Here is a 23023-nt window from a genome sequence, read left to right on the forward strand (position 1 = left end):
GTCACCGCACCCCGGGCGAGCGGTCCAGGAGCAGCACCGCCACGTCGTCCGTGAGGTCGCCGCCGTTGAGGTCGCGGACCTCGTTCACGGCCGCCTCCAGGAGTTCGTCGCCCCGCAGCCCCGCGGCGACCTGGCGGCGGATCATCTCCACCATGCCGTCCTGCCCCAGGCGCTGGTTGCCCTCGCCGATCCGGCCCTCGATCAGACCGTCCGTGTAGAGCATCAGGCTCCATGCGCCGCCGAGCTCCACCTGGCGGCGCGGCCAGCGGGCGCGCGGCAGGAGCCCGAGGGCCGGGCCCCCGTCCTCGTACGGCAGGAGCTCGGCGAGGCGTCCCTCGCGCGCGATCAGCGGCGCCGGGTGCCCGGCGAGGCAGAGACCGGCGCGGCGGCCGTCCGGGGCGATGTCGACCGTGCAGAGCGTCGCGAAGATCTCGTCGTTCTCGCGCTCGTGCTCCAGGACTTTCTGGAGCGTGGACAGCAGCTCGTCGCCGCAGAGCCCCGCGAAGGTCAGCGCGCGCCAGGCGATCCGCAGCTCCACGCCGAGCGCCGCCTCGTCGGGCCCGTGGCCGCAGACGTCGCCGATCATGACGTGCACGGAACCGTCGGGGGTGCGCACGGTGTCGTAGAAGTCGCCGCCGAGGAGCGCGCGGGAGCGGCCGGGGCGGTAGCGGGCGGCGAACCGCAGCGGTGAGCCCTCCAGCAGCGGCGTCGGCAGCAGGCCGCGCTCCAGGCGGGCGTTCTCCTGGGCGCGCAGGCGCGACTCGGTCAGCTGGCGCTGGGCGGCGTCGGCGCGCTTGCGCTCCACCGCGTACCGGATGGCGCGGCTGAGCAGCCGTCCGTCCAGCTCCTCCCGGAAGAGGTAGTCCTGTGCGCCGACCCGGACGGCTTCGGCACCGCGCTCGGAGTCGTCGTTCGCGGTGAGGGCGAGGACGGCGTGCCGGGGCGCGAGGCGCAGCACGTGCTTGAGGGCGACGAGCTCGTCGTCGTCCGCCTCGGTGGCGCCCGGCGTCGGCTGAGCGCCCGGGGCCGACTGGGTGCCCGGCGCCGGCAGGGCGAGGTCCAGCAGGATGCAGTGCACGTCGTCCGTGAGCAGCCGCTCGGCCTCGGTGAGGTTGCGGGCGGTGCGGATGCGGATGGGCTTGCCCGCGGAGTCGAGGAGCTGGGGCACGCTCAGCGAGCCCGCCGGGTCGTCCTCGATCACCAGCAGGCTGAGGCTGGAGCCGCTGCTGTGGCCGTTGCCACTGCCGTTGCCACTGCTCTTGTCGTTGCTGGTGCTGCTGGTGCTGCTGGTGCCACTGGTGGTGCTGGTGTTGCTGTGGGTGTTCGCTGTCGGGGCGTGGGCGGGCGCCGTCGTGTCGTGCGGGGGCGCCGCATGAGCCTGACCGCCTTCCGCGGCCGGGATCGCTCTCTGCCGCGGTATGGGTACGGGCATCGCTTGCTTCCTTCCCTCCCCCCGAGGGCATGGCGCCACGCAGGTCGACGCGGCACCGACGGGGACCATAGCGGTAGCCGTGCCTCCAGTGGAATGGCGCGCGGCAAACGGCCACCGTCATATGCCGCATCCAGGAACGCACTTGGGCACGGCGGGGTCCCGCCAGGGATGACGAACATCACGCCGGGAGGGTTGAGCGGCCGGGCGCGGGGTGCGCTGGGTCACACGGGCCGGGGCCCACCACCCCCGATGCCGCCCCCCGCTCTCGCGTCCGCCTACTTGTCCGGGCGTACGACCCCGAGGATCTTCATCGATCCCGCACCCGCGATCGTCACGTCCCGGCCGGGCCGCGGCGCGTGCACGATCGCGCCGTCACCCAGATACATCCCGACGTGGCTCGCGTCCGCGTGGTAGATGATCAGGTCGCCGGGGCGCATGTTCTTGACGTCGACGCGGGGCAGCTGCTTCCACTGCTCCTGCGAGGTGCGCGGTATGCCGCGGCCGGCGGCCGACCAGGCCTTCGAGGTGAGTCCGGAGCAGTCGTACGACCCGGGGCCCTCGGCGCCCCACACGTACGGCTTGCCGATCTGGGCGGTGGCGAACTCGATGGCCTTCTTGCCCTGGGGTGACGCCTTCCCGCTGACGTCCTTCAGGGCACCCGAACTCACCCACGCCGACTGCTTCTTGAGGGCGGCCGCCTCCTCCAGCTTGCGCAGCCGCTCCCGCTCCTTCTTCTCCAGCGTCGATTCGAGCTTCTCGGCGGCCGCGATCTTCTTCTTGATCTTCTTCTTCGAGGCGGCCTTCGCCTTGCGGTTGGCTTCCAGCTTCTTCCAGCGGGCGGTGGCGTCCTCGGCGTATATCCGCAGGTCCTCCTGCGTGCGCTCCAGCTCGGTGAGCATGCCCTTGGTGGCCTTCTGGCCCTGCCGCAGGCGCCCGGCGCCGTCCAGGAACCGGCCCGGATTGTCGCTGAGCATGAGCTGGGCCTCGTCCGGCATGCCACCGCCGCGGTACTGCGCGCGGGCGGCCGCGCCCGCGCGGGCCTTGAGCTTCTTCAGCTTCGCCTGGCCCTTGGAGATCTCCTTGGCCAGCTTCACGATCTGCTCGGACTGCTTGTCGGCCTTTTCCTCGGCCGCGTTGTACGCGTCGGTGGCCACGCCCGCGTCGTGGTAGAGCTTGTCGATGTCCTTGCGGACCTGCTCGAGCGACTCGTCCGTCCGGGGGGCCGGATCGGTGGGCTTCGCCGGACTCGCGAAGGCCGTCCCCGGTGCGGCCAGCACCGTCGCCGCGCAGATCAGCGCCACGGCCGTCGCTGTCGAGTATCGCTTGCCAGTCACGCTCCGCCACCCCCAAAGCCGATGTACCTGATTTACCGTCAGTAACTTACGGTCGCCACCGGGATGGTGCCATGCCGACGCCCGATCCGACAGAGCCCGACAGCAACTCCGATCCCCCATACGCCCCATGTGACGTACCGCTACGCCCCATGTGACGTACCGCACGCGAAGATCGTTCCCCGTCACCGCCTGCACCAGAACATCTCCGGGTGACGTCAGGGTGGCCTCAGGGAGACCTGCGGGTTCACCCCGAGCGAGGCGCCAACGCCTCCCAGCGCACCGTCACTTCCCCCTGCCGCCACCGCGAAGTCCCGTCGGCCACCGGCCAGTCGGCCGTCAGGTCCCGCACCGCCCTGATCCACCGCTGCCGCGCCCCGTACGAGGCGTACGGCGCCGCGGCCGCCCAGGCCCGGTCGAAGTCCCGCAGGAACGCGTGCACGGGCTCACCCGGCACGTTCCGGTGGATCAGCGCCTTCGGCAGCCGCTCGGCGAGGTCGGACGGCCGGTCCAGGGAGCCGAGCCGCGTCGCGAACGTCACCGTGCGCGGCCCCTCGGGCCCGAGCGCGACCCACACGTGCCGCCGCCCGATCTCGTCGCAGGTGCCCTCGACGAGCAGCCCGCCGGGGGAGAGGCGGGCCCGCAGCCGCTCCCAGACGGCGGCGACCTGCTCCTCGTCGTACTGCCGCAGGACGTTCGCGGCCCGGATCAGGACCGGCCCCGACCCCGCTCCCGCCGGCAGCGGGATCTCGAAGCCGCCGTGCAGGAAGGAGAGGCCCTCGCGCTCGTACGGCGCGGCGGCCGCGACCCGCGCCGGGTCGATCTCGATGCCGACCACCCGCGCGCGTGGGGCGACGGTACGCAGCCTGAGCAGCAGCTCGACGGCGGTCCAGGGGGAGGCGCCGTAGCCCAGGTCGACGGCGACGGGGTCCGCGGCACGGCGCAGCGCGGGGCCGTGGACCGCGGCGATCCAGCGGTCCATGCGGCGCAGCCGGTTCGGGTTCGTGGTCCCGCGCGTCACCGTTCCCACGGGGCGGGAAGAGGTGCGTGGGGCCATGGAGGAAGGGTATGCGGGACGGCGGTGGAGAGACACGCGTGACGACGCAGCGTAACGCTTTGGCAAAAACGAGCCGGGCGGGGGCCAGGCGGAAATGGAGCAGCCGGCTCCGGTGTTCCCCCTCTGGAGGTACGTACGCCCTCCCCGTAGTCATGCCCGCAGTCATGTCCGTACGCAAGGAGGACCGCCACGTGAGCCAGTACGTGTCCAGGCTCGGGCGTCGCTCCCCGGCGGCACCCCCGCGGCTCCGTATCCCCGGCACTCAGCGGCGTCCGCGCCGCGTGGCGATGCTGAGCGTGCACACCTCGCCGCTGCACCAGCCCGGTACGGGCGACGCGGGCGGCATGAACGTCTACATCGTCGAGCTCGCCAAGCGCCTCGCCGCGATCAACATCGAGGTCGAGATCTTCACGCGCGCCACCGCCGGAGGGCTCCCGTCCGCCGTGGAACTCGCGCCCGGCGTCCTCGTGCGCCACGTGGACGCGGGCCCCTACGAAGGACTCGCCAAGGAAGAGCTGCCGGCCCAGCTCTGCGCCTTCACGCACGGTGTCATGCAGGCCTGGGCGGGACACCGGCCCGGCTACTACGACCTGGTCCACTCCCACTACTGGCTCTCCGGCCACGTCGGCTGGCTCGCCGCCGAACGCTGGGGCGTCCCCCTCGTCCACGCCATGCACACCATGGCCAAGGTCAAGAACGCGGCGCTCGCCGAGGGCGACACCCCCGAACCCGCCGCCCGCGTCATCGGCGAGACCCAGATCGTCCGCGCCGCCGACCGCCTCATCGCCAACACCTCCGAAGAGGCCGACGAGCTCGTACGCCACTACGAAGCCGAGCCCGGCAAGGTCGCCGTCGTCCACCCCGGCGTGAACCTCGACCGGTTCCGCCCCGCCGACGGCCGCGCCGCCGCCCGGCACCGCCTGGGCCTGCCGCAGAACGCCCTCGTGCCGGTCTTCGCGGGCCGCATCCAGCCCCTCAAAGCCCCCGACCTGCTGCTCCGCGCGGTCGCCGTCCTCCTGGACGAGCGTCCCGCGCTGCGTTCGAACATCGTCGTCCCCATCGTCGGCGGCCCGAGCGGCAGTGGCCTCGCCAAGCCGGAGGGGCTGCAGAAACTGGCCGCCAAGCTGGGGATCGCGGACGTCGTCCGCTTCCAGCCGCCGGTCGGCCAGGAGCAGCTGGCGGACTGGTTCAGGGCGGCGTCCGTCCTCGTGATGCCCTCGTACAGCGAGTCCTTCGGCCTCGTCGCCATCGAGGCGCAGGCGGCGGGCACGCCGGTCCTCGCGGCGGCGGTCGGCGGTCTGCCCGTCGCCGTACGCGACGGGGTGACCGGATTCCTCATCCCCAACCACGAACCGGCCCACTACGCGCGCGTGCTGCGCGATTTCGCCGACCATCCACACCTTGTGGACAGCATGGGCGAGGCCGCGGCCCGGCACGCGGAGTCCTTCGGCTGGGACACGGCGGCGTCCTCGACGGCGGACGTCTACACCGCGGCGATGCACGACTTCCGCACGTCCCGCCGTCACGTACGCTCGCACCATGGCTGATCAGGCGGACACTGCGGCGATCATCGAGCGGACCCTGGACGACGCCGAGCTCGAGTGGGAGACCGTCGAGCCCGGCTCGTACGTGGTGAAGCTCCCCGGCACCCGAAAGCTCTCCACGACCCTGTCACTGCGGGTCAGCAACCACTCCCTCTCCCTGAACGCCTTCGTGATCCGCCACCCGGACGAGAACCACGAGGCGGTGCACCGCTGGCTCCTGGAGCGGAACCTCCGCCTCTACGGCGTCAGTTACGCGATCGACTCGCTCGGCGACATCTACCTCGCCGGCAAGCTCCCGCTCTCCGCCGTCACCCCGACGGAACTCGACCGCCTTCTCGGCTCGGTCCTCTCGGCCTCCGACGACTCCTTCAACACCCTCCTCGAACTGGGCTTCGCGTCGGCGATCCGCAAGGAGTACGAGTGGCGGGTCGCTCGGGGCGAGTCGACGCGCAATCTTGAGGCGTTCACGCACTTGACCCAGCCGAGGGCTGAGACGGGCCGCTGAGAGCCGCCCGCCCCTACTCGCACGACTCGGTGCCGGGCAAACGGGCGGATGGTTCCCGCCCCCTTCCGCCCAGCGCCGCGCCATGCCATGCTCCCGCCCATCGCAGGCATGAACTCCGTTCACATCCATGAAAAGCGGAAGGCGGCGGGCAGGGCATGGCACACGAGGAACCCACCAGGCGAACCCTGCTCGGCGGCGCGATAGGCGTCGCGGCAGCCACCGTCACCAGCGCCGCCGCCGTCACCAGTGCCGCCGCCGTCACCAGTGCCGCCACCGTCACCGGGACCGCCCACGCCGCCCCCGCCCCCACCCCCGCCCCCGGCATGCCCCAAACCCCCACCCTCTGGCGAGAGTTCACCAAGACCCCCTACACCCACCCCCAGATCCCCTACATCGGCCGGGCAGGCTGCCGCGCGGGAAGGCAACCCTCGACCCACCCGGCCAACAACCCCCGACCCCACATCGACGCCCGCCGCTACGGCGCCCACCCCGACGGCAAGTCCGACGCCGCCCCCGCGATCAACCGCGCCCTCGCCGACGCGGGCGAGAAGGGCGGCGGCACCGTAGTGCTGCACCCCGGCACGTACCGGATCGACGACCTCATCCGCATCACCCACGACAACGTCACCCTCCGCGGCGCAGGCAGCACCCGCACCACCCTCCTCGCCACGAAGAGCCTCACCGAGCTGATCGGTCCCTACGGCTCCCGCTACGGCGGCGACAAGTCCAGCTGGTCCTGGGCCGGCGGCCTCATCTGGCTCTGCCCCGAAGCCCGTTGGCAGTCCCTCACCACCGCCATCAAGGCAAAAAGCTGGCCCTTCGAGGGCTGGACCGGCAACAAGCGCGACGAGTGGGAGCCCCTCACTCCCGTCCGTCCCGCCCGCCGGGGCTCCTGGTCGGTGACCGTCACCGACACCTCTCGCCTCCGCGAGGGCGACCTCGTCCTCCTCCGCCTCGCGGATGACCCCGACCACACCCTCTTGGAGCACATGGCGGGCGACGGCGCGGGCGCGAAGTCGTACACCTGGGACGACAAGACGAAGCTCACCTCGTACGTCCCCTACGAGTGGCCCGTACGGATCGCCGCTCTCCACCGCGGCAGACGCCGGGTCACCTTCGAACGGCCGCTCCCCCTCGACGTACGCCCGGAGTGGGACCCCCGTCTCACCACCCACGTCCCGGCGCTGACCGGCTCCGGCGTCGAGGCCCTCACCCTCGAAGCGCCCGAGACCCCGCAGTCCCCGCACCTCCTCGACAAGGGCTACAACGGCGTCACGTTCCAGTGCGCGTACGACTGTTGGGCCGACGACATCGTCGTACGCCACGTCGACAACGGCTTCGGCCTGGTCGCCGCCTCCGCCTGCACCCTGCGCCGCACGCGCGTGACCGGCCGCGGCTCCCACCACCCGTACTTCTGCCGTGAGGGCTCGCACGACAACCTCATCGAGGACTTCCGGATCGACGCCCGCACCACCCCCGCCCCGCCCGGCACCCAACTGCACGGCATCAACGTCGAAGGCCTCTCCTCCTACAACGTCTGGTCACGCGGCCGTATGGAGATGGGCACGTTCGACAGCCATCGCGGTATGCCGTTCGCGAACGTACGTACGGACATCACCATCAACAACAACGGCCGGCACGGCGGCGACGCGAGCGCGGGCCCCCTCTTCGGAGCCCGCTTCACCCACTGGAACATCCGCGTCACCAACGAACGCGCGGGCCTGATGAAGATCGACGAACTCGCGCCCTACAGCGCGACGGTCGGTCTCAACACGGTCCGAGAGTTCGACCAGATCGACGTCCCCGACTTCACGGGCGACCTGCACGCGCGTCTGGAGCTGTACGGCATTACGGACGCGGTTCGGCCACGGAATCTGTTCGAGGCGCAACGGGCTCTGCGGCGCTGACCTCAGCGGCGCCGGGGGCCTCCTCCTCCGGCAGCTTCCGCATCAACGCCCAGTACCCGAAGGCCGCCCCCGTCCCGATCACCGCACAAGCGGCCCACAGCCACTCCGCCCCGAAACGGTCGATCACGAAGCCGGACATGAGCGGCGCGACCAGCGCGGCCACGGACCACGACATCGTGTACATGCCCTGGTAGCGCCCGCGGCCGTGGACCGGGGAGAGCCGCACGACCAGCCCCGTCTGCGTCGGCGCGTTGACGATCTCGGCGAGCGTCCACACGCACACGGTCAGCGCGAAGACCCCGACCGACCCGGCGAACGCGGTGAGCCCGAAACCGTACCCGGCGAGCACCGAGGAGATCACCAACAGCCGCCCCGCGTCCCGGTGTTCGATGAACCGCGTGACCGGGATCTGCAGGGCCACGATCAGGACGCCGTTGACGGCGATGGCGACGCCGTAGTCAGCGGGCGTGAACCCCGCCTCGCCCATCGCGATCGGCAGCCCCACGGAGCCCTGCTGGAAGATCAGCGCGACCAGGAAGGACAACCCGACCACGCCCATGAACCGCCCGTCCCGCACCACGGTCCCGAGGCCCACATCGGGCTCCGCCGCCTTCTCCAGCGCCGTCCGCACGGGCCGCGACTCCGGCAGCTTCGCGAAGACGACGATCGCGCAGGCCATCGTCATGGCGGCCTCGATCAGGAAGCCGGCGCGGTAGCTGTACGAGGCGATGAACCCGGCACCCGCCGAGGAGATGGCGAAGCCCAGATTGATGGCCCAGTAGTTGAGCGAGAAGGCCCGCACCCGGTCCTCCGGCCGGACGATGTCCGCCATCATCGCCTGAACGGCGGGCCGGGACGCGTTGCTCGCCATGCCCACCGCGCAGGCGACGCCGGCGATCGCGACGGGGTGCTCCATGAACCCGAGCACCGCCACCGACACGGCCGTCGATGCCTGCGCGATCAGCAGCGTGGGCCGCCGCCCGAGCCGGTCGGTCATCACTCCCGCGCCGAGCGAGGAGACGACACCCCCGAGCCCGTGGAGGGCGACCACGAGCCCCGCGTACGAGGCGGAGTAGCCCCGCTCCAGGGTCAGGTACAGGGCCATGAACGTGGCGACGAAGGCACCGAGCCGATTGACGAGCGTGCTGGTCCACAACCACCAGAAGGCTCGTGGGAGCCCCGACACGCTCTCCGTGACGGCACGTCTCATGGTGGCGAACGGCATGGAAGATTCCCCCGGGGACGACATCAAATGTAAGAGGCAGATGTAAGAGGCGCAGACAGCACCCGCATATTACGAGCCCCTGATCCCGCACCGCCACTCAATTGACAGCAGCCGTCAACTGTCATCCGCCGCATGGCACCCCCTGTCCCGCTCGCGCCCACGCGCGCGAGGCTCCCCGGGGTTCGATTACGCTCAGAGGCATGGCCGACGCACCGTACAAGCTGATCCTCCTCCGCCACGGCGAGAGCGAATGGAACGCGAAGAACCTGTTCACCGGCTGGGTGGACGTCAACCTCAACGAGAAGGGCGAGAAGGAGGCGGTCCGCGGCGGTGAGCTGCTCAAGGACGCCGGCCTGCTCCCCGACGTGGTCCACACGTCGCTCCAGAAGCGCGCCATCCGCACGGCGCAGCTCGCCCTCGAGGCGGCCGACCGCCACTGGATCCCGGTCCACCGCTCCTGGCGCCTGAACGAGCGCCACTACGGCGCCCTCCAGGGCAAGGACAAGGCCCAGACGCTCGCCGAGTTCGGCGAGGAGCAGTTCATGCTGTGGCGCCGCTCGTACGACACCCCGCCCCCGCCGCTGGACCGCGACGCGGAGTACTCGCAGTTCTCCGACCCGCGCTACGCCACGCTCCCCCCGGAGCTGCGCCCCCAGACGGAGTGCCTCAAGGACGTCGTCGTCCGCATGCTCCCGTACTGGTTCGACGGCATCGTCCCCGACCTCCTCACGGGCAAGACGGTCCTGGTGGCGGCCCACGGCAACAGCCTCCGCGCCCTGGTCAAGCACCTGGACGGCATCTCGGACGAGGACATCGCGGGCCTGAACATCCCCACGGGCATCCCGCTCTCCTACGAGCTCGACGCCACCTTCAAGCCCCTGAACCCGGGCGGCACGTACCTGGACCCGGCCGCGGCGAAGGCAGCGATCGAGGCAGTGAAGAACCAGGGCAAGAAGAAGTAAGCCCGCACGAAGAAGCCCCCTGCCTGCGGGTTTTCCGCGAGCAGGGGGCTTGTCGCTGCCTCTGGGCCGTCAGGTGCGGGACGGCTCCGGCCGGGCCGTGTCGAAGACGGCGGCGACCGCCTTGCGGGTGCGCTCCTGGCTGGACGGCATCAGGTGCGCGTACACGCGGAGCGTCAGGCCTGGGTCCGAGTGGCCCAGGTACTCCGCGAGGGCCTTGATGTTCTCACCCGCGTCCAGGAGCACCGAGGCGTAGAAGTGGCGGAGGGCGTGCATGCCGTTCTCGCGGGACTCGGCGTACGGCCGGCCCCGCTCGGGCACGGGGATGATGCCCGCCGCAGCCAGCGTCGGTTTCCACGCCTCCTCGTTGAGCGACGTACGCCAGACGTGCCCACCGCGCGGCCCGGTGAAGACGAGCCGCTTGGTCACCGGACCCGGCCCCCGGCCGGGCCTGCGCTCCTGTCTCCGCCCCGCTCCAGGCCGGTCGGCGCCCGCGGCACTCAGAAAGCAGCCGCCTGGTGCCGAAGAGGGGATGCATCACGGCTCGGGCCGAGGGAGTCTGATAGGGAAGGTTGGTTTCGCCCAATTTGAAGGACTAGCCCACGCTTCCGGCCTCGTGACCGTAACCTACGATCATGGCCGCTCACGTAGGTAGTCGTCTCTCAACAGCCACTCCGTACATCAAGGACCTCAACACTCAGGTACGGAAAGGCGAGATTAAAGTTCCGCAGTTCCAGCGCCCATTTGTGTGGGGCGTAGCTCAAGCACTGGATCTACTTGATAGCGTCGCCAACAATTATCCCATCGGAAGCCTTCTCCTCTGGCGCACCGCAGACAAGCTTGCCACAGAGAGGAATATCGGCGAGTTCAAGCTACCAGAAACCGAAGATCTCACCCCCACGGACTATGTGCTGGACGGACAGCAACGCATGACCGTCCTTTATTCTGCCCTTGGGGCCGAGGATGAGGGCATAGGGTTCTCCGCCGTCTACGACCTAGAGGCAGAAAAATTTCTGGAGGAGAAGCCGGGCGAGCGACCCCTGCATCACTTTCCGATGCGCTGGCTCTATCAGACAACTAAGCTGCTCAACTTCAGAACTGCGCTCCAGTCACACAAAAATGCAGACCAACTGCAAGAGCGATTTGATGCACTGATCGAAGTGTTCAGCGGCTATCAAATCCCGGTTGTCACCTTGAGAGATCTCACAATCGAGGAAGTTTGTCCGATTTTCGAGCGTATCAACAGTTCGGGTACCGACCTTTCAACCTTCGACCTAATGGTAGCCGCTACGTGGTCGAAGGGATTCGACCTCAACGAGAAAGTTGAGGAGATCTCCTTTTCCCTGGAGCCTAAGAACTATGGCGAAATCAAGGGAACCACAGTACTCAAGTGCCTTTCCGTGGTCCAATATGAGTCCGCAAACCGTGAGCGCGTAATCGCGCTACGCGGCTTCAAAGGGAACCCACAGATGATGGACTCCCTGGTAGACCGCACCCGCAAGGCCCTGCTTCGAGCGGTAGACCAGCTGGCAACCGACTTCAAGATCCACTCTCTGAGCTTCCTCCCTTACGAAGCGCACCTGGTGATTCTCACTTACATCTACGCCAACAACCCAAACCTCTCCGCACAGGCGCTTCGTAGGGTGCGACGATGGTTTTGGCGTACATCATTTTCCGAGCGCTACCGTGGCGCGCCTGACGATTTCGTTACCCGCGACCTCCAGGCGATCAAGAACTTCGTCCTCGAAGGCGAGGACGGCAGCGAGGAAATTTTCGGTACCGGATTGTCCAATGCAGAGATCAAAAAAATGGTCTTCCGGAAAAACAATTCACGCTCCAGGGCGTTCATTCTAACTCTGGCAAAAAATAACCCGAAGAATCTGACCAACGGAAATACGATTGATACCTCCGAAGCGCTTTCTGTCTACAATCGAAAGCAGTTCCACCATATCTTTCCGGAAGCCTTCCTAAAGCGTACGGCGCCAGGGGTGGAGCGTAGTAACCTGCTGAACTTCTGCATGCTGGCAGCCGCCGATAACAATCTGATTAGCGACAGGGACCCTAAGGACTATTTGCCAGAGCTGATCGGCGACTTGGGGCTTCATGCCGACGATGTACTCCGATCCAATCTCATGCCTACAGCAGACGAGTACGACTACACCATGGCCGAGTTGGGTACATTCTTCGATGCTCGCGTAGATATTGTCAGACGCGAGATCCTTCGACTGTGCTCAGGCGCGCACTGAGATTTCTTTCTCCTCGTGGGAGAGGGGCCGACCAAAGTGCCGGCCCATGCCAGCCACGAGCAACACTGGAAACCATGCCGCTAGCAGACCAGGCACGCCGCCGGTCCGCCGCAGGTCAGACCAGCCGCTACCCCAAGATTGGCCAAACCCCCAAACTGAGGGCTCGAGCGCCGCGGTCACGGGTCGGCCGTCGGGACACGCCCTAAGCGTTGTCCCGTAAATGATCTATTGCGTGCCGGTTGACCAGTGCTGTTGCCTCTCAGTCGACCAATGTGAGGTTGTGCAGGCGGGCGATTCCGAGCATGGCGTGGTGGACGCCGTCGCCTTTCAGACGGCAGTCGCGGAGGATCTTCCAGGTCTTCATGTGGGCGAAGGCATGCTCGACGCGGGCGCGGACCTTACGGTGCGAGCGGTTGTGTTCTTCTTTCCAGTCCGGGAGTTCGCTCTGGCCGCGTTCGCGACGGTGCGGGATGACCAGACCGGTGCCGCGGTAGCCTCCGTCCGCGATCACCGTGGTGTGGCCTACGGCGTCTTTCGCGCCGGACAGCTCCCATGCCTTGCAGTCGTTGCGGTTTCCGGTGACCGGCCGGCCGACGGCGACGACGAGCCGGGTGTCGGCGTCGATGACGACCTGGTGACTGGTGGAGTATCGGTAGTTCTTCGACTGCTCGGCCACGGTGTGGTCGCGGGTGGGAACCAGGGTGCCGTCCACGATCAGCACGGTGTCCTTTCGGAATCGTCTGCGGGGTTGGAGCGAGAACGCCGGGCCGAGGTGGTCGATGATCCGGTCGGCTGCGGACTTCGACACCCCGAACAACGGCGCCAGTTGGCGAAGGGTGAGGTTCGTGCGCCAGTACGCGGCAACCAGCAGCACCCGGTCCTCCAGAGGCAGACTCCACGGTCTGCCCTTGCGTACCGGGTCCGCACCCTCACGCCGCAGCACGGTGACCAGCTTGGCGAACTGCCGCGGGCTCAGCCCGGTGAACGGGGTTATCCAGGAAGGCTCCGACGCCGTGATCACACCAGTCACATCAAGATCATGTCATCGGCGGATTCCTGCGCCCGTCGGCAGACTGCCTTCCGATACGAACCGGACGTTACAGGGAGGGAGGGGGGTGGGGTTACGGCAAGATACCTCCAGTCCCGAGCTGGATGCCGGGGCCTGTGCGACCCACCCCCCATGGCCGCGAGTCCCTCACGATCTCCGTCCGGCCCATTGAGGCAGTGATGGTATCTCGAGCCGCTGACAACGCAGCCAGACCAAGAGGCACCCGATCAGTAGTTGCGGGACAACCCTTAGCCAACGAAGCCGCAGATCAGGCGCAGGATCACCCCGCCTCTCTCTTAAAGCGGTGATTTCTGCACCCACCATTGTTAAAACTGTGCTTAACGGATCGGCTTGATCTCCACCCACTCATCGGATTCGCGATCTAGGATTCGAGCCGCTTCGGCGATGTCCCGATCGTCCGAGTCTACAAAATGTTCCGCAAGGAGGAGTTGGGCTGGCCAGCGATCGGGGCCAGGATCAGGAACATCTCGGACGGGATCTCCGTAGTGGTCGTGAAACCAGTCAATCATCTGATCTGGCGATACGTACGACTCAGGGGCAATTCGTCGAACTGTATCTAGAAGTTCGTCTGCGAGATCGTCGACGCCAAGAATTCCCTCCATGCTGAATCCATGAGCGATGCGATTTCTTGCGTCACCAGTCCTCAGAAGGACGTCGTAAACATCCTCGGGGATCAACCCAAGACTTTGAGCCAGGGACACCATCTGCCTTGGCGTGCGCCTACTAAAGGGATCAGATGAAGAATTGGCATCCGAGGATTCTTGCCTTCGAATCATTCGGTCCAATGCGACCTCAGCTGCGGCCCATGCAAGTAGCAGAGCTGCTGAGGCATCGACCTGTCGGACCGCCAGTGCCCGGGATAGGATGTCGGCAATCTGATCCCGTGGAAGCCGCTCGGCAGGGGGAGCGCCAAGCCAATGAAGTTCCAGCTTCCAACGGCCAAGGCCCTCCAGAGCTTCGGCCATCCTTTCCAGCTGAACAGCATGTGCCGAACCGGAAGGTTGATTCCCACCCTTCAGCTCAATGACGATATTCTCGTCACCCTTACTTACGACCAGGTCTGGCTGGAGTGCAGCAATGCCTTCCGGAAGGTCCTTGACGGGCACGACCGAGTAGCCACGGGACGCGTAATGGGAAACTAGTTCTCGAAGCTTCATTCTAGCTTGGACGTTGGATTCCATAATTACGGGAGCTCCTGTTCGTCCGGTGGATTCTCTATCTTAATGTGGACGAAAGGTCCGCCGGACATGAAGCCGTTTGCAAGGGCTTCACTAAGTCCGAAGACTCGGAACGGCTTCTTGACATCACGAACGCCAGCGCGAATATCGGTGATTTGAGCGTCGTCAACGTAGACAATGCCATTCAGGGCATCTTGAATTGGCTTCAGCATGTTGTCAGTGTCCAGCGGGGCATCAACGTGGAAGAATGTGATCGTCGCTAGAACCTTATGAGTCAACGGCGGATCGTTGGCTGGCCAGGCGGCTAGCGCCGCATTTGCCACCTCGGCTTTCCAGCGCCGCCTCCGGCTCGATGACCCTTGGACAGACGCAGGCACACCAAGGACCACTACGTCCCAAGGCAGATCCGGCATGGCCTCAGCTTAGTCGGCCCTCAGGCGACTCACAGTGGCCATGGGCTTCCTCAACCGATGTGGCCTACGTCGGCGTGATTGCATGCCACCGTGCCAGGACAGTTGCAGGAACCGGGCTGCTCTTCCCTCAGCACGTCACACCGCACCACAAGCGCGCCAGATCGAGCGGGGAACAGCGGGGACTCGCAGTGCATGCAGCCGAGACCGAGGAGGCCGTGCCCCTGCCGTTCGCCCAGGTCAGCACCGCAACCCGCCGCAAAGAACCGCAGCTTCCCAAGCTGGTGGCTCCGCGTATGAGACTCCGTAGCTCCCGCAAGCAGTTGCCCCACAGTCACCCCCTGCCCGCGCAAGCTCTGCCAGACTCGCTTCATGGGGCGTTGCGCTGGGGTGACACGGCAGGGACGAGCGTGCGGAAACCCGGCTGGATGGAACGGTTACTGCCATCTGCACGGTGGTGGAGGCCGGCGAAGCCGAAGCCCACGAGTCTCTACTCCTCCCCGACTTCCTCGCATGCCGGCGCGTCCGGGACCACAGCCGCAACGCAGGCGCAGAGGTTGGTTCTGGTGGCTGAGGTGGCTCCATGGCTTGGTTCGAGGCGCTGCGTAACGCGGTAAGTCAACGCTCATGACGGTGCTGGCTGGGCCGTCTCTGGGCCGTCCGAGGCCGCTCGACAGTGGCCAATGACGACAAACGACGACCATCAAGTGCACGAGCCCGCCGCACCTGGCTAGCAAAAACCCAGCTCACCCAGATCCCCGGCAACACCCAGGGCAAGAAGAAGTAGCCCCGCACGAACAAGAGCCCCCGGCCTGCGCTTTCGCCCGTAGGTCGGGGGCTTGCGCATGGCCGCGGGCCGCCCTATGGGCTGCTGCCCGCTATCGCGTACCCGTGCCCCCACCTTGCCCCGACCCGGCCCCCGACCCCGCAGACGATTCCGAGATCCCCTGGGCCAGGTCCGTGACCACGTTCTGGATGCCCTGGCCGAAGTCTGTCGGGGCCACCAGGATGCCGAAGACCAGGACCACGGACATCGTCAGGAACGTGTCCGTCTTCGTGCGGGGAGCCACTCGTCTGCGCAGGAGCACGACGATGACGACAGCCAGCAGAACCGCGAGGTCGATCGACAGCACCACTTGGCCACCCCTCCCGTCAGGAGCCAAAGACCCGGACGTTCCTGTGTAACCCGAATTCGCGCCTCGTGGCTGCCCGGTCACCCGTAGTTGGCAGCAAAGCATTCATCCGAGGCTGAAACGGCTCGGGGCCCGAGGGAGGCTCGAGGGGGACTCATGGGCCCGCCCCGGGACGGGGTGGGCAACCGCCACGCGCGCGTGCGCCGTTGACGCGCCCCGGTCCTGTGGGCATGCAATGGCATCAGGCAGTACGCCGGTACGCCTTCGAGGAGGAGACCATGGCCGAGTCCCCTACGCGCGAATCCGTTCCCGAGCAGTCCGTCTGTCTTCTGCAGTCCTGCGGCTGCGGCCCCGGCTGCAGCTGTGGCTGCCAGTCGGGTGGCAGCTGCCAGTGCGGTGGCGGTTGCGGCTGACGACGGCGGGCGAGGCTCGCGAGCACACACATGGCTGTGCCCCGCGCGAAGCGATCGCGCGGGGCACAGCCATCCGTGGAAGACGGCGTAGACCGAAGACGGTGAAGACCGAAGACGGCGAAGAACCGGGGACTCGGAGGCTTACGCCCCCTCCACCTGCGCCGGCCCCGTCGCCTGTATCTCGTCCGCGTGTTCGCCCGTCACCAGGTAGACGACCCGCTTCGCCACCGATACCGCGTGGTCCGCGAAGCGCTCGTAGTAGCGGCCGAGGAGCGTCACGTCGACGGCCGTCTCGATGCCGTGCTTCCAGCGGTCGTCCATGAGGTGCTGGAACAGCGTGCGGTGCAGCTGGTCCATCTCGTCGTCGTCCTGCTCCAGCTGGAGCGCCAGGTCGACGTCCTTGGTGATGATGACCTCCGCCGCCTTCGCCATCAGGCGCTGCGCGAGCTGGCCCATCTCCAGGATCGTGGCGTGCAGGTCCCGCGGCACCGCCGAGTCGGGGAAGCGGAGCCTCGCCAGCTTCGCGACGTGCTGGGCGAGGTCGCCCGAGCGCTCCAGGTCGGCGCTCATGCGCAGCGAGGTGACCACGATGCGCAGATCCGTGGCGACCGGCTGCTGGCGCGCCAGCAGGGCTATCGCGCGTGCCTCCAGGTCGTGCTGCAGATCGTCGACCTTCTGGTCGGCCGCGATCACGCTCTCGGCCATCTTCAGGTCGGCGTCGAGCATGGCCGTCGTGGCGCGCCCGATCGCGGACCCGACGAGGCGGGCCATCTCGACGAGGCTGTCGCCGATCGAGTCAAGTTCCTCGTGGTACGCGTCCCGCATGTGGCTGTCCCTCTCTAGTACGTGCCAGGGGGCTGGCCCCTACGCTCCCACGGTGCGGGCCGGACGCGTCCGTTTCCGGCACCCCAAATGAATCGCCACCGTCATCAAGGTGAACTGTGGGCGACGAAGGACGGCGACCCCGACCGGCGCCGCCCCGGTCCGCTCGGAGTAAGTGAACCGGTGCAGTCCCCATGGTGAACTCTGGGCGACGACTGTTCGAGCCGACACCCGTACGGCTGTGACCGGCGCTTACTCGGCGCATAACCTGGACGCATGGACGTGAACGCGGCGGTCGCCGCAGCGGCAGCGATCGCCGGGGTGTGCACCGGTGTCATCGCCATGCTGGCGTTCCGATGGAGCGAGCGCGACCAGAAACGCCCCACCCGGACCTCCCTGCACACCGATCCCGTACTGCCACCCGGCGTGGACACGGTGCTCTCCGTGCTCCGCTCCTCCGCGGTCGTCCTCGACGAGGCCGACAGCGTGGTCAAGGCCAGCTCGGCGGCGTACGCGCTCGGTCTCGTACGCGGCGGGAAGCTCGCCGTCGAGCCCATGCTGCAGATGGCCCGCGACACCCGCCGCGACGGGGAGATACGCCAGGTGGAGCTGGACCTGCCGCGGCGCGGCACCGGCCGCGGCGAGGCCCTGGCCGTCTCCGCACGCGTGGCCCCGCTCGGCTCCCGCCTCGTCCTGCTCCTCGTGGAGGACCTCACCGAGGCCCGCCGCATCGAGGCCGTACGACGAGACTTCGTCGCGAACGTGAGCCATGAGCTGAAGACTCCGGTGGGGGCGCTTTCGCTGCTCTCCGAAGCCGTCATGGACGCCTCCGACGACCCGGAGGCCGTCGAGCGCTTCGCCGGCCGCATGCAGATCGAGGCGACCCGGCTGACCAACCTCGTGCAGGAACTCATCGACCTCTCCCGGGTCCAGAACGACGACCCCCTGGAGGACGCCGAACCCGTCCGCGTCGACGAACTGGTGGCCGAGGCGATCGACCGCAGCCGCCACCAGGCCTCCCACAAGCAGATCACCATGGCCGCCGGAGGCACCGCCGAGCTCCAGATCTGGGGCAACCGCGGCCAGCTCGCGGCGGCCCTCGGCAACCTCGTCGAGAACGCCGTGAACTACAGTCCGGCCCGCACCCGCGTGGGCATAGCCGCCCGCCGGGTCACCGCACCCGGCGGGGACCTCATCGAGGTCGCGGTCACCGACCAGGGCATCGGCATCTCCGACAAGGACAAGGAACGCATCTTCGAGCGCTTCTACCGCGTCGACCCGGCCCGCTCCCGGGCCACCGGCGGCACCGGCCTCGGCCTCGCCATCGTCAAACACGTGGCCGCCTCGCACGGCGGGGAGGTCACCGTGTGGAGCTCCGAGGGTCAGGGCTCCACCTTCACCCTGCGGCTGCCCGAGGCGGCCGCACACCGCGACCGCGGAACCGGTCGTGGCGGCGGACCCGACGGGGAGACCGCCCCACCCGACGCGAGCCCCGCCGCCGCCGCGACCACCACGTACGAACCCATTCCTGCCCCGGAGGTCCTTCCGTGACCCGAGTGCTCGTCGTCGAGGACGAGGAATCCTTCAGCGACGCCCTGTCCTACATGCTCCGTAAGGAGGGTTTCGAAGTCGCCATCGCGGCAACCGGCCCGGACGGACTCGACGAATTCGAGCGCAACGGCGCCGACCTCGTCCTGCTCGACCTGATGCTGCCCGGCCTGCCCGGCACCGAGGTCTGCCGCCAGCTGCGCAGCCGCTCCAACGTCCCGGTGATCATGGTCACCGCCAAGGACAGCGAGATCGACAAGGTCGTCGGCCTGGAGATAGGAGCCGATGACTACGTCACCAAGCCCTTCTCCTCGCGCGAACTGGTCGCCCGCATCCGCGCGGTGCTCCGCCGCCGCGGCGAGCCCGAGGAGGTCGCCCCGCAGGCCCTGGAGGCCGGCCCGGTGCGGATGGACGTCGACCGCCACGTGGTCACGGTCTCCGGGTCCAAGGTCGACCTGCCCCTGAAGGAGTTCGACCTCCTGGAGATGCTGCTGCGCAACGCGGGCCGCGTACTGACCCGCATGCAGCTCATCGACCGCGTCTGGGGCGCCGACTACGTGGGCGACACCAAGACCCTCGACGTCCACGTGAAGCGCCTGCGCGCCAAGATCGAGCCGGACCCGGGGGCGCCCAGGTACCTGGTCACGGTCCGGGGTCTCGGTTACAAGTTCGAGCCGTAAACAGCACGGCGAGTACGGAGAAGGGCCGAGTACGGAGAAAGGCGGGGCCCCGGTGGGGTCCCGCCGTTCTTGTGTCGTGCGCTGTACGTACGTCGATCAGTGCTCGGCGCCGGTCCCGGTGTCCGCACCGTGCGAGGCGGACCCCGACGGGTCCGTGCTCGCGCCGTCCGACGGCTTGCCGGACGGGTCGGTGGAGGCGCCCGTCGACGCACCCGTGGAGGGCTCGCCCGACTGGCCCGGCTTCGCGGGCTTCGACGGCTTGCCGCCCGGAGCCTGCGGCAGGGCGCTCGGGCCCCACTTGCTGAAGTAGCTCTCGGCGGGCACGACGAACGCTTCCATCTTCACGTCGCCGGTCCGGCTGAAGGAGAACGTGACGGGCTGCGCGTTGCCCTGCTTGACGGCCTCGCCGGCGCCGGACAGGACCGCCGAGGCGTTGTCCTTGCCGCCGATGACGAGGGAGCCGCCGGCCGGGATGGTCAGCGGGCCGTTCGGCTTGGAGTCCTTGTCTTCCTTGCCGCGCGTCAGCTTGGCCTTCTCGTCCGCGCCCTCGACCGCGATGGACCTCAGGGTCTGGGGCTTGTCACCGGCGTTGAAGATCGTCGCGGAGATCGCGGCCGGGCCCGTGGACTTCTGGTCGGGCTGCGTGATGACCATGGCGTTCTGGATCTTGATGTCGCCGACGGAGGTCGCGGCGTTGTCCGGCTTGACCTCCATCGTCTGTGCGTTGTTGCCCGCTGCGCACGCGGAGAGCGAGGCGAGCGAGAACGCGATGGCGGTGGCGGCGAGGGCGCCGCGTCGAAGGCTGCGGCTCACGGCGGCGGCAACTCCTTGAACGTGGGCGGTACAGGACGGGGCGGGCGGCCGTAAAGCCGTCCTACGGGCGGCCGTAAAGCTGCCCTAAGGGTGTGTCAGCGCGCTTAGGTTACCGAGCCGTTCCCACGCCACCGCACCCGACCCGCCCCTTAGCCCACCCGGCAGCGCGCCCGACCCGCCTCCGGGAGTCACGAGCCCCGCCGGGCCGTCCTCTGCCCCAGCCGTCTCATTGCCCCCGCGGGCCCCTTTCGTAAAAGCATCACCAAGAGGCTCCGGTGTCACGCTCCGCGGATTTCCGGTAAGGAATGCGGAGGCGGCCGGAGAATTGATCATCTGCCGGATGACCGATGACCTGTCCGATCGCGTTCGGCTTGATCAATTCGGAAACGTCTCGCACTGTGCCGAGCACATCTCTCCGGCCTCCGAACGGAGTATCGGAAGTTCACCGCTTGGAACCGCGCAAACCGGGACGTTCGGCCGCTTCGAGCGCCCTCGGGGGGCGTACGACGGGGGCGTTTCCGGCTCCCCGAAGAGCCGCTCCGACCTGCGAATACCTCGTTCCGATGCCCCTCCGCAGCACGTTCCTGTTGCTGTTGTCAAGCCCCGAGATATGCCCTGACCTGCGAAAACGCCATTCAGAAGAGGCGATTCTCGTGTTAGGATGGATAGCCACGGAAGGGGTACCTGTCACATGACGTTCAAGGTTGGCGACACCGTGGTCTATCCCCATCACGGGGCCGCGCTGATCGAGGCCATCGAAACTCGCCAGATCAAAGGCGTGGACAAGACCTACTTGGTGCTGAAGGTCGCCCAGGGCGACCTGACGGTGCGTGTGCCAGCGGACAATGCGGAGTTCGTCGGCGTGCGTGATGTGGTCGGGCAGGACGGCCTCGACCGGGTCTTCGAAGTACTGCGCGCGCCGTACGCCGAAGAGCCCACGAACTGGTCGCGCCGCTACAAGGCAAATCTCGAGAAGCTCGCCTCCGGCGATGTCATCAAGGTCGCGGAAGTCGTGCGTGACCTGTGGCGTCGGGAGCGCGAGCGTGGACTGTCGGCCGGCGAGAAGCGCATGCTCGCCAAGGCCCGCCAGATCCTGGTGAGCGAGCTCGCCCTCGCGGAGAACACGAACGAGGACAAGGCCGAGGCCCTGCTCGACGAGGTCCTCGCGTCCTGACGCGGACAGTCCGAGGCACCCGCCTCGGCAGTCCCGCGTCGATCAGGCGCAGCAATGCCGCGGTGCCCGCTGACCCTTACTGGAGTCGCCGGGCGCTGCGGCATGTTCGTACCCGCATATTCTTCGCACCCTGGCACATGTGAGAGCGGCCCCCGGGGAGCCGTGTTGGCGTGCTGGACTCGGCAGCTGGCTCGACCAGATGTCACGGAAGGGTCCGGTCAAGATGCCACCCCGGCACGGTGAGGCCATACCCACGTCGGCCGAGCACACAAACCTGAACGGAACCGATGTCTAGCGAATCCCGTACCGCGGTGGTCATTCCCGCGGCTGGGCGGGGCGTGCGCCTCGGCCCGGGCGCCCCCAAAGCGCTTCGCGCGCTGAACGGCACCCCGATGCTCATCCACGCCGTGCGCGCCATGGCGGAATCCCGTGCCGTCTCCCTCGTCGTCGTGGTGGCACCGCCGGACGGCGCCCCCGAGGTCAAGACGCTCCTCGACGACCACGCGCTGCCCGAGCGGACCGACTTCCTCGTCGTGCCCGGCGGGGAGAGCCGCCAGGAGTCCGTGCGGGCCGGACTCGACGCGCTGCCGGCCGGCTTCGACATCGTGCTCGTGCACGACGCGGCACGCCCGCTGGTGCCCGTCGACACGGTCGACGGCGTCATCGAGGCCGTACGCGAGGGAGCGCCCGCCGTCGTCCCCGCGCTGCCCCTGGCCGACACCGTCAAGCAAGTCGAGCCCGCGGCGACGCCCGGGCAGCCCGAGCCCGTCGTGGCGACGCCCGAGCGGGCCAGGCTGCGCGCCGTGCAGACGCCGCAGGGCTTCGACCGGGCCACGCTCGTGCGCGCCCACGAGACCGTCACCGACAACGTGACGGACGACGCCAGCATGGTCGAGCAGCTCGGCCTGCCCGTCGTCGTGGTACCCGGCCACGAGGAGGCGTTCAAGGTGACGCGCCCCCTCGACCTCGTGCTCGCCGAGGCCGTCCTCGCCCGCAGGAGGGCCAACGATGGCTTCTGAGACGCCCCCCGCACCGGTGCTCCCCCTGGTCGGCATCGGCACCGACATCCACGCCTTCGAAGAGGGCCGCGAGCTGTGGTGCGCCGGCCTGAAGTGGGAGGACGAGGGGCCCGGACTCGCCGGGCACTCCGACGCCGACGTCGTCGCCCACGCCGCCTGCAACGCGCTGTTCTCCGCGGCGGGTCTCGGTGACCTCGGCGCCCACTTCGGCACCGGACGCCCCGAGTGGTCCGGCGCCCCCGGCCTGACCCTGCTCGCCGAGGCCGCCCGTATCGTCCGGGACGCTGGCTTCACCATCGGCAATGTCGCCGTCCAGGTCATCGGCCCCCGCCCGAAGATCGGCAAGCGCAGGGACGAGGCGCAGAAGGTCCTCTCCGAAGCGGCCGGTGCCCCCGTCTCGGTCTCCGGCGCCACCACCGACGGCCTCGGCTTCCCCGGCCGCGGCGACGGCCTCGCCGCGGTGGCCACCGCGTTGGTCGTACGGACGACGCCCTGACGGAGATTTCGGGTAATCGTGGCTCCTACAAGGCAAGGCTCTCGCAGCCGCTGTCCACGAAG

Annotated in this window: 20 protein-coding genes and 1 pseudogene; 10 read left to right on the forward strand and 11 right to left on the reverse strand. The window is 68.1% G+C overall.

Annotated features, from left to right (window positions below; all coding sequences use genetic code 11):
- Window position 1: 1 nt before the first annotated feature.
- The 3 genes from ACH4D5_RS16735 to ACH4D5_RS16745 all read right to left on the reverse strand — a co-directional run bounded on the left by ACH4D5_RS16735 (window position 2) and on the right by ACH4D5_RS16745 (window position 3820).
- Window positions 2-1432, reverse strand: a complete 1431-nt coding sequence (locus ACH4D5_RS16735) for a PP2C family protein-serine/threonine phosphatase (RefSeq protein WP_398302829.1) — start codon at window positions 1430-1432, stop codon at window positions 2-4.
- A 275-nt stretch (window positions 1433-1707) separates the two neighbouring features.
- Window positions 1708-2766, reverse strand: a complete 1059-nt coding sequence (locus tag ACH4D5_RS16740) for a C40 family peptidase (RefSeq protein WP_398302831.1) — start codon at window positions 2764-2766, stop codon at window positions 1708-1710.
- 244 nt (window positions 2767-3010) lie between these two features.
- Window positions 3011-3820 (reverse strand): class I SAM-dependent methyltransferase, encoded by an 810-nt coding sequence (locus tag ACH4D5_RS16745; RefSeq protein WP_398302833.1) that lies wholly within the window; start codon window positions 3818-3820, stop codon window positions 3011-3013.
- Between the two features lie 191 nt (window positions 3821-4011).
- Between ACH4D5_RS16745 and mshA the strand changes: the two genes are divergently transcribed.
- The 3 genes from mshA (at window position 4012) to ACH4D5_RS16760 (ending at window position 7776) form a co-directional block, all read left to right on the forward strand.
- Window positions 4012-5367: a D-inositol-3-phosphate glycosyltransferase gene (mshA, locus tag ACH4D5_RS16750; RefSeq protein ID WP_398302835.1), complete on the forward strand. Its 1356-nt coding sequence runs from the start codon at window positions 4012-4014 to the stop codon at window positions 5365-5367.
- Window positions 5360-5869 (forward strand): YbjN domain-containing protein, encoded by a 510-nt coding sequence (locus tag ACH4D5_RS16755; protein WP_398302836.1) that lies wholly within the window; start codon window positions 5360-5362, stop codon window positions 5867-5869. The genes mshA and ACH4D5_RS16755 overlap by 8 nt, the downstream gene beginning before the upstream one ends.
- A gap of 155 nt (window positions 5870-6024) precedes the next feature.
- Window positions 6025-7776, forward strand: coding sequence for a glycosyl hydrolase family 28-related protein (locus ACH4D5_RS16760; RefSeq protein ID WP_398302838.1), 1752 nt, complete (start codon window positions 6025-6027; stop codon window positions 7774-7776).
- Here ACH4D5_RS16760 and ACH4D5_RS16765 read toward each other — a convergent pair.
- Window positions 7718-9001, reverse strand: a complete 1284-nt coding sequence (locus ACH4D5_RS16765) for an MDR family MFS transporter (protein ID WP_398302840.1) — start codon at window positions 8999-9001, stop codon at window positions 7718-7720. The genes ACH4D5_RS16760 and ACH4D5_RS16765 overlap by 59 nt on opposite strands.
- A gap of 200 nt (window positions 9002-9201) precedes the next feature.
- Here ACH4D5_RS16765 and ACH4D5_RS16770 point away from each other — a divergent pair, with 200 nt between their 5' ends.
- Window positions 9202-9963: a phosphoglyceromutase gene (locus tag ACH4D5_RS16770; protein WP_398302842.1), complete on the forward strand. Its 762-nt coding sequence runs from the start codon at window positions 9202-9204 to the stop codon at window positions 9961-9963.
- A gap of 69 nt (window positions 9964-10032) precedes the next feature.
- On the opposite strand, the pseudogene ACH4D5_RS16775 reads toward ACH4D5_RS16770, so the two are convergent.
- Window positions 10033-10392, reverse strand: a pseudogene (locus ACH4D5_RS16775) (tyrosine-type recombinase/integrase); the annotation flags it as partial.
- 203 nt (window positions 10393-10595) lie between these two features.
- On the opposite strand from ACH4D5_RS16775, the gene ACH4D5_RS16780 reads away from it, so the two are divergent.
- A complete protein-coding gene (locus ACH4D5_RS16780; protein ID WP_398302844.1) occupies window positions 10596-12206 on the forward strand; it encodes a DUF262 domain-containing protein in 1611 nt (536 codons plus the stop codon).
- A gap of 259 nt (window positions 12207-12465) precedes the next feature.
- On the opposite strand, the gene ACH4D5_RS16785 is transcribed toward ACH4D5_RS16780, so the two are convergent.
- From ACH4D5_RS16785 to phoU, 5 genes are all read right to left on the reverse strand, one after another.
- Window positions 12466-13236, reverse strand: a complete 771-nt coding sequence (locus ACH4D5_RS16785) for a transposase (RefSeq protein WP_398302846.1) — start codon at window positions 13234-13236, stop codon at window positions 12466-12468.
- 356 nt (window positions 13237-13592) lie between these two features.
- Complete coding sequence (locus tag ACH4D5_RS16790; RefSeq protein WP_398302848.1) at window positions 13593-14456, reverse strand: hypothetical protein; 864 nt, start codon at window positions 14454-14456, stop codon at window positions 13593-13595.
- 2 nt (window positions 14457-14458) lie between these two features.
- Entirely contained in the window at window positions 14459-14866 is a 408-nt protein-coding gene (locus ACH4D5_RS16795) for a RusA family crossover junction endodeoxyribonuclease (protein ID WP_398302850.1), read from the reverse strand.
- Window positions 14867-15741: 875 nt separating this feature from the next.
- Window positions 15742-15999, reverse strand: a complete 258-nt coding sequence (locus tag ACH4D5_RS16800; protein WP_398302852.1) for a hypothetical protein — start codon at window positions 15997-15999, stop codon at window positions 15742-15744.
- Window positions 16000-16550: 551 nt separating this feature from the next.
- A complete protein-coding gene (gene phoU, locus ACH4D5_RS16805; RefSeq protein ID WP_362993821.1) occupies window positions 16551-17234 on the reverse strand; it encodes a phosphate signaling complex protein PhoU in 684 nt (227 codons plus the stop codon).
- A 273-nt stretch (window positions 17235-17507) separates the two neighbouring features.
- Between phoU and ACH4D5_RS16810 the strand changes: the two genes are divergently transcribed.
- Together ACH4D5_RS16810 and ACH4D5_RS16815 are read left to right on the forward strand one after the other, a co-directional pair.
- The gene (locus ACH4D5_RS16810) at window positions 17508-18782 is read left to right on the forward strand and encodes a sensor histidine kinase (RefSeq protein ID WP_398302854.1); all 1275 of its coding nucleotides are present in this window, start codon (window positions 17508-17510) and stop codon (window positions 18780-18782) included.
- Complete coding sequence (locus ACH4D5_RS16815) at window positions 18779-19459, forward strand: response regulator transcription factor (RefSeq protein WP_030362171.1); 681 nt, start codon at window positions 18779-18781, stop codon at window positions 19457-19459. Before ACH4D5_RS16810 ends, ACH4D5_RS16815 begins: the two co-directional genes overlap by 4 nt.
- Window positions 19460-19555: 96 nt before the next feature.
- Here ACH4D5_RS16815 and ACH4D5_RS16820 read toward each other — a convergent pair whose 3' ends face one another.
- Complete coding sequence (locus ACH4D5_RS16820) at window positions 19556-20272, reverse strand: copper chaperone PCu(A)C (protein WP_398302856.1); 717 nt, start codon at window positions 20270-20272, stop codon at window positions 19556-19558.
- 691 nt (window positions 20273-20963) lie between these two features.
- On the opposite strand from ACH4D5_RS16820, the gene ACH4D5_RS16825 reads away from it, so the two are divergent.
- The 3 genes from ACH4D5_RS16825 (at window position 20964) to ispF (ending at window position 22961) form a co-directional block, all read left to right on the forward strand.
- Window positions 20964-21446 carry a CarD family transcriptional regulator gene (locus ACH4D5_RS16825; protein WP_003953493.1) on the forward strand — a complete coding sequence of 161 codons (483 nt, stop codon included), beginning with the start codon at window positions 20964-20966 and terminating at the stop codon, window positions 21444-21446.
- A gap of 287 nt (window positions 21447-21733) precedes the next feature.
- Entirely contained in the window at window positions 21734-22465 is a 732-nt protein-coding gene (ispD, locus tag ACH4D5_RS16830; protein ID WP_398302858.1) for a 2-C-methyl-D-erythritol 4-phosphate cytidylyltransferase, read from the forward strand.
- On the forward strand, window positions 22455-22961 hold the full coding sequence (gene ispF / locus ACH4D5_RS16835) for a 2-C-methyl-D-erythritol 2,4-cyclodiphosphate synthase (protein ID WP_398302860.1): 507 nt from the start codon (window positions 22455-22457) through the stop codon (window positions 22959-22961). Before ispD ends, ispF begins: the two co-directional genes overlap by 11 nt.
- Window positions 22962-23023 lie beyond the last annotated feature (62 nt).

Origin of the sequence: Streptomyces sp. NPDC018029 (genome assembly GCF_044327655.1) — a bacterium.
Lineage (GTDB): Bacteria > Actinomycetota > Actinomycetes > Streptomycetales > Streptomycetaceae > Streptomyces.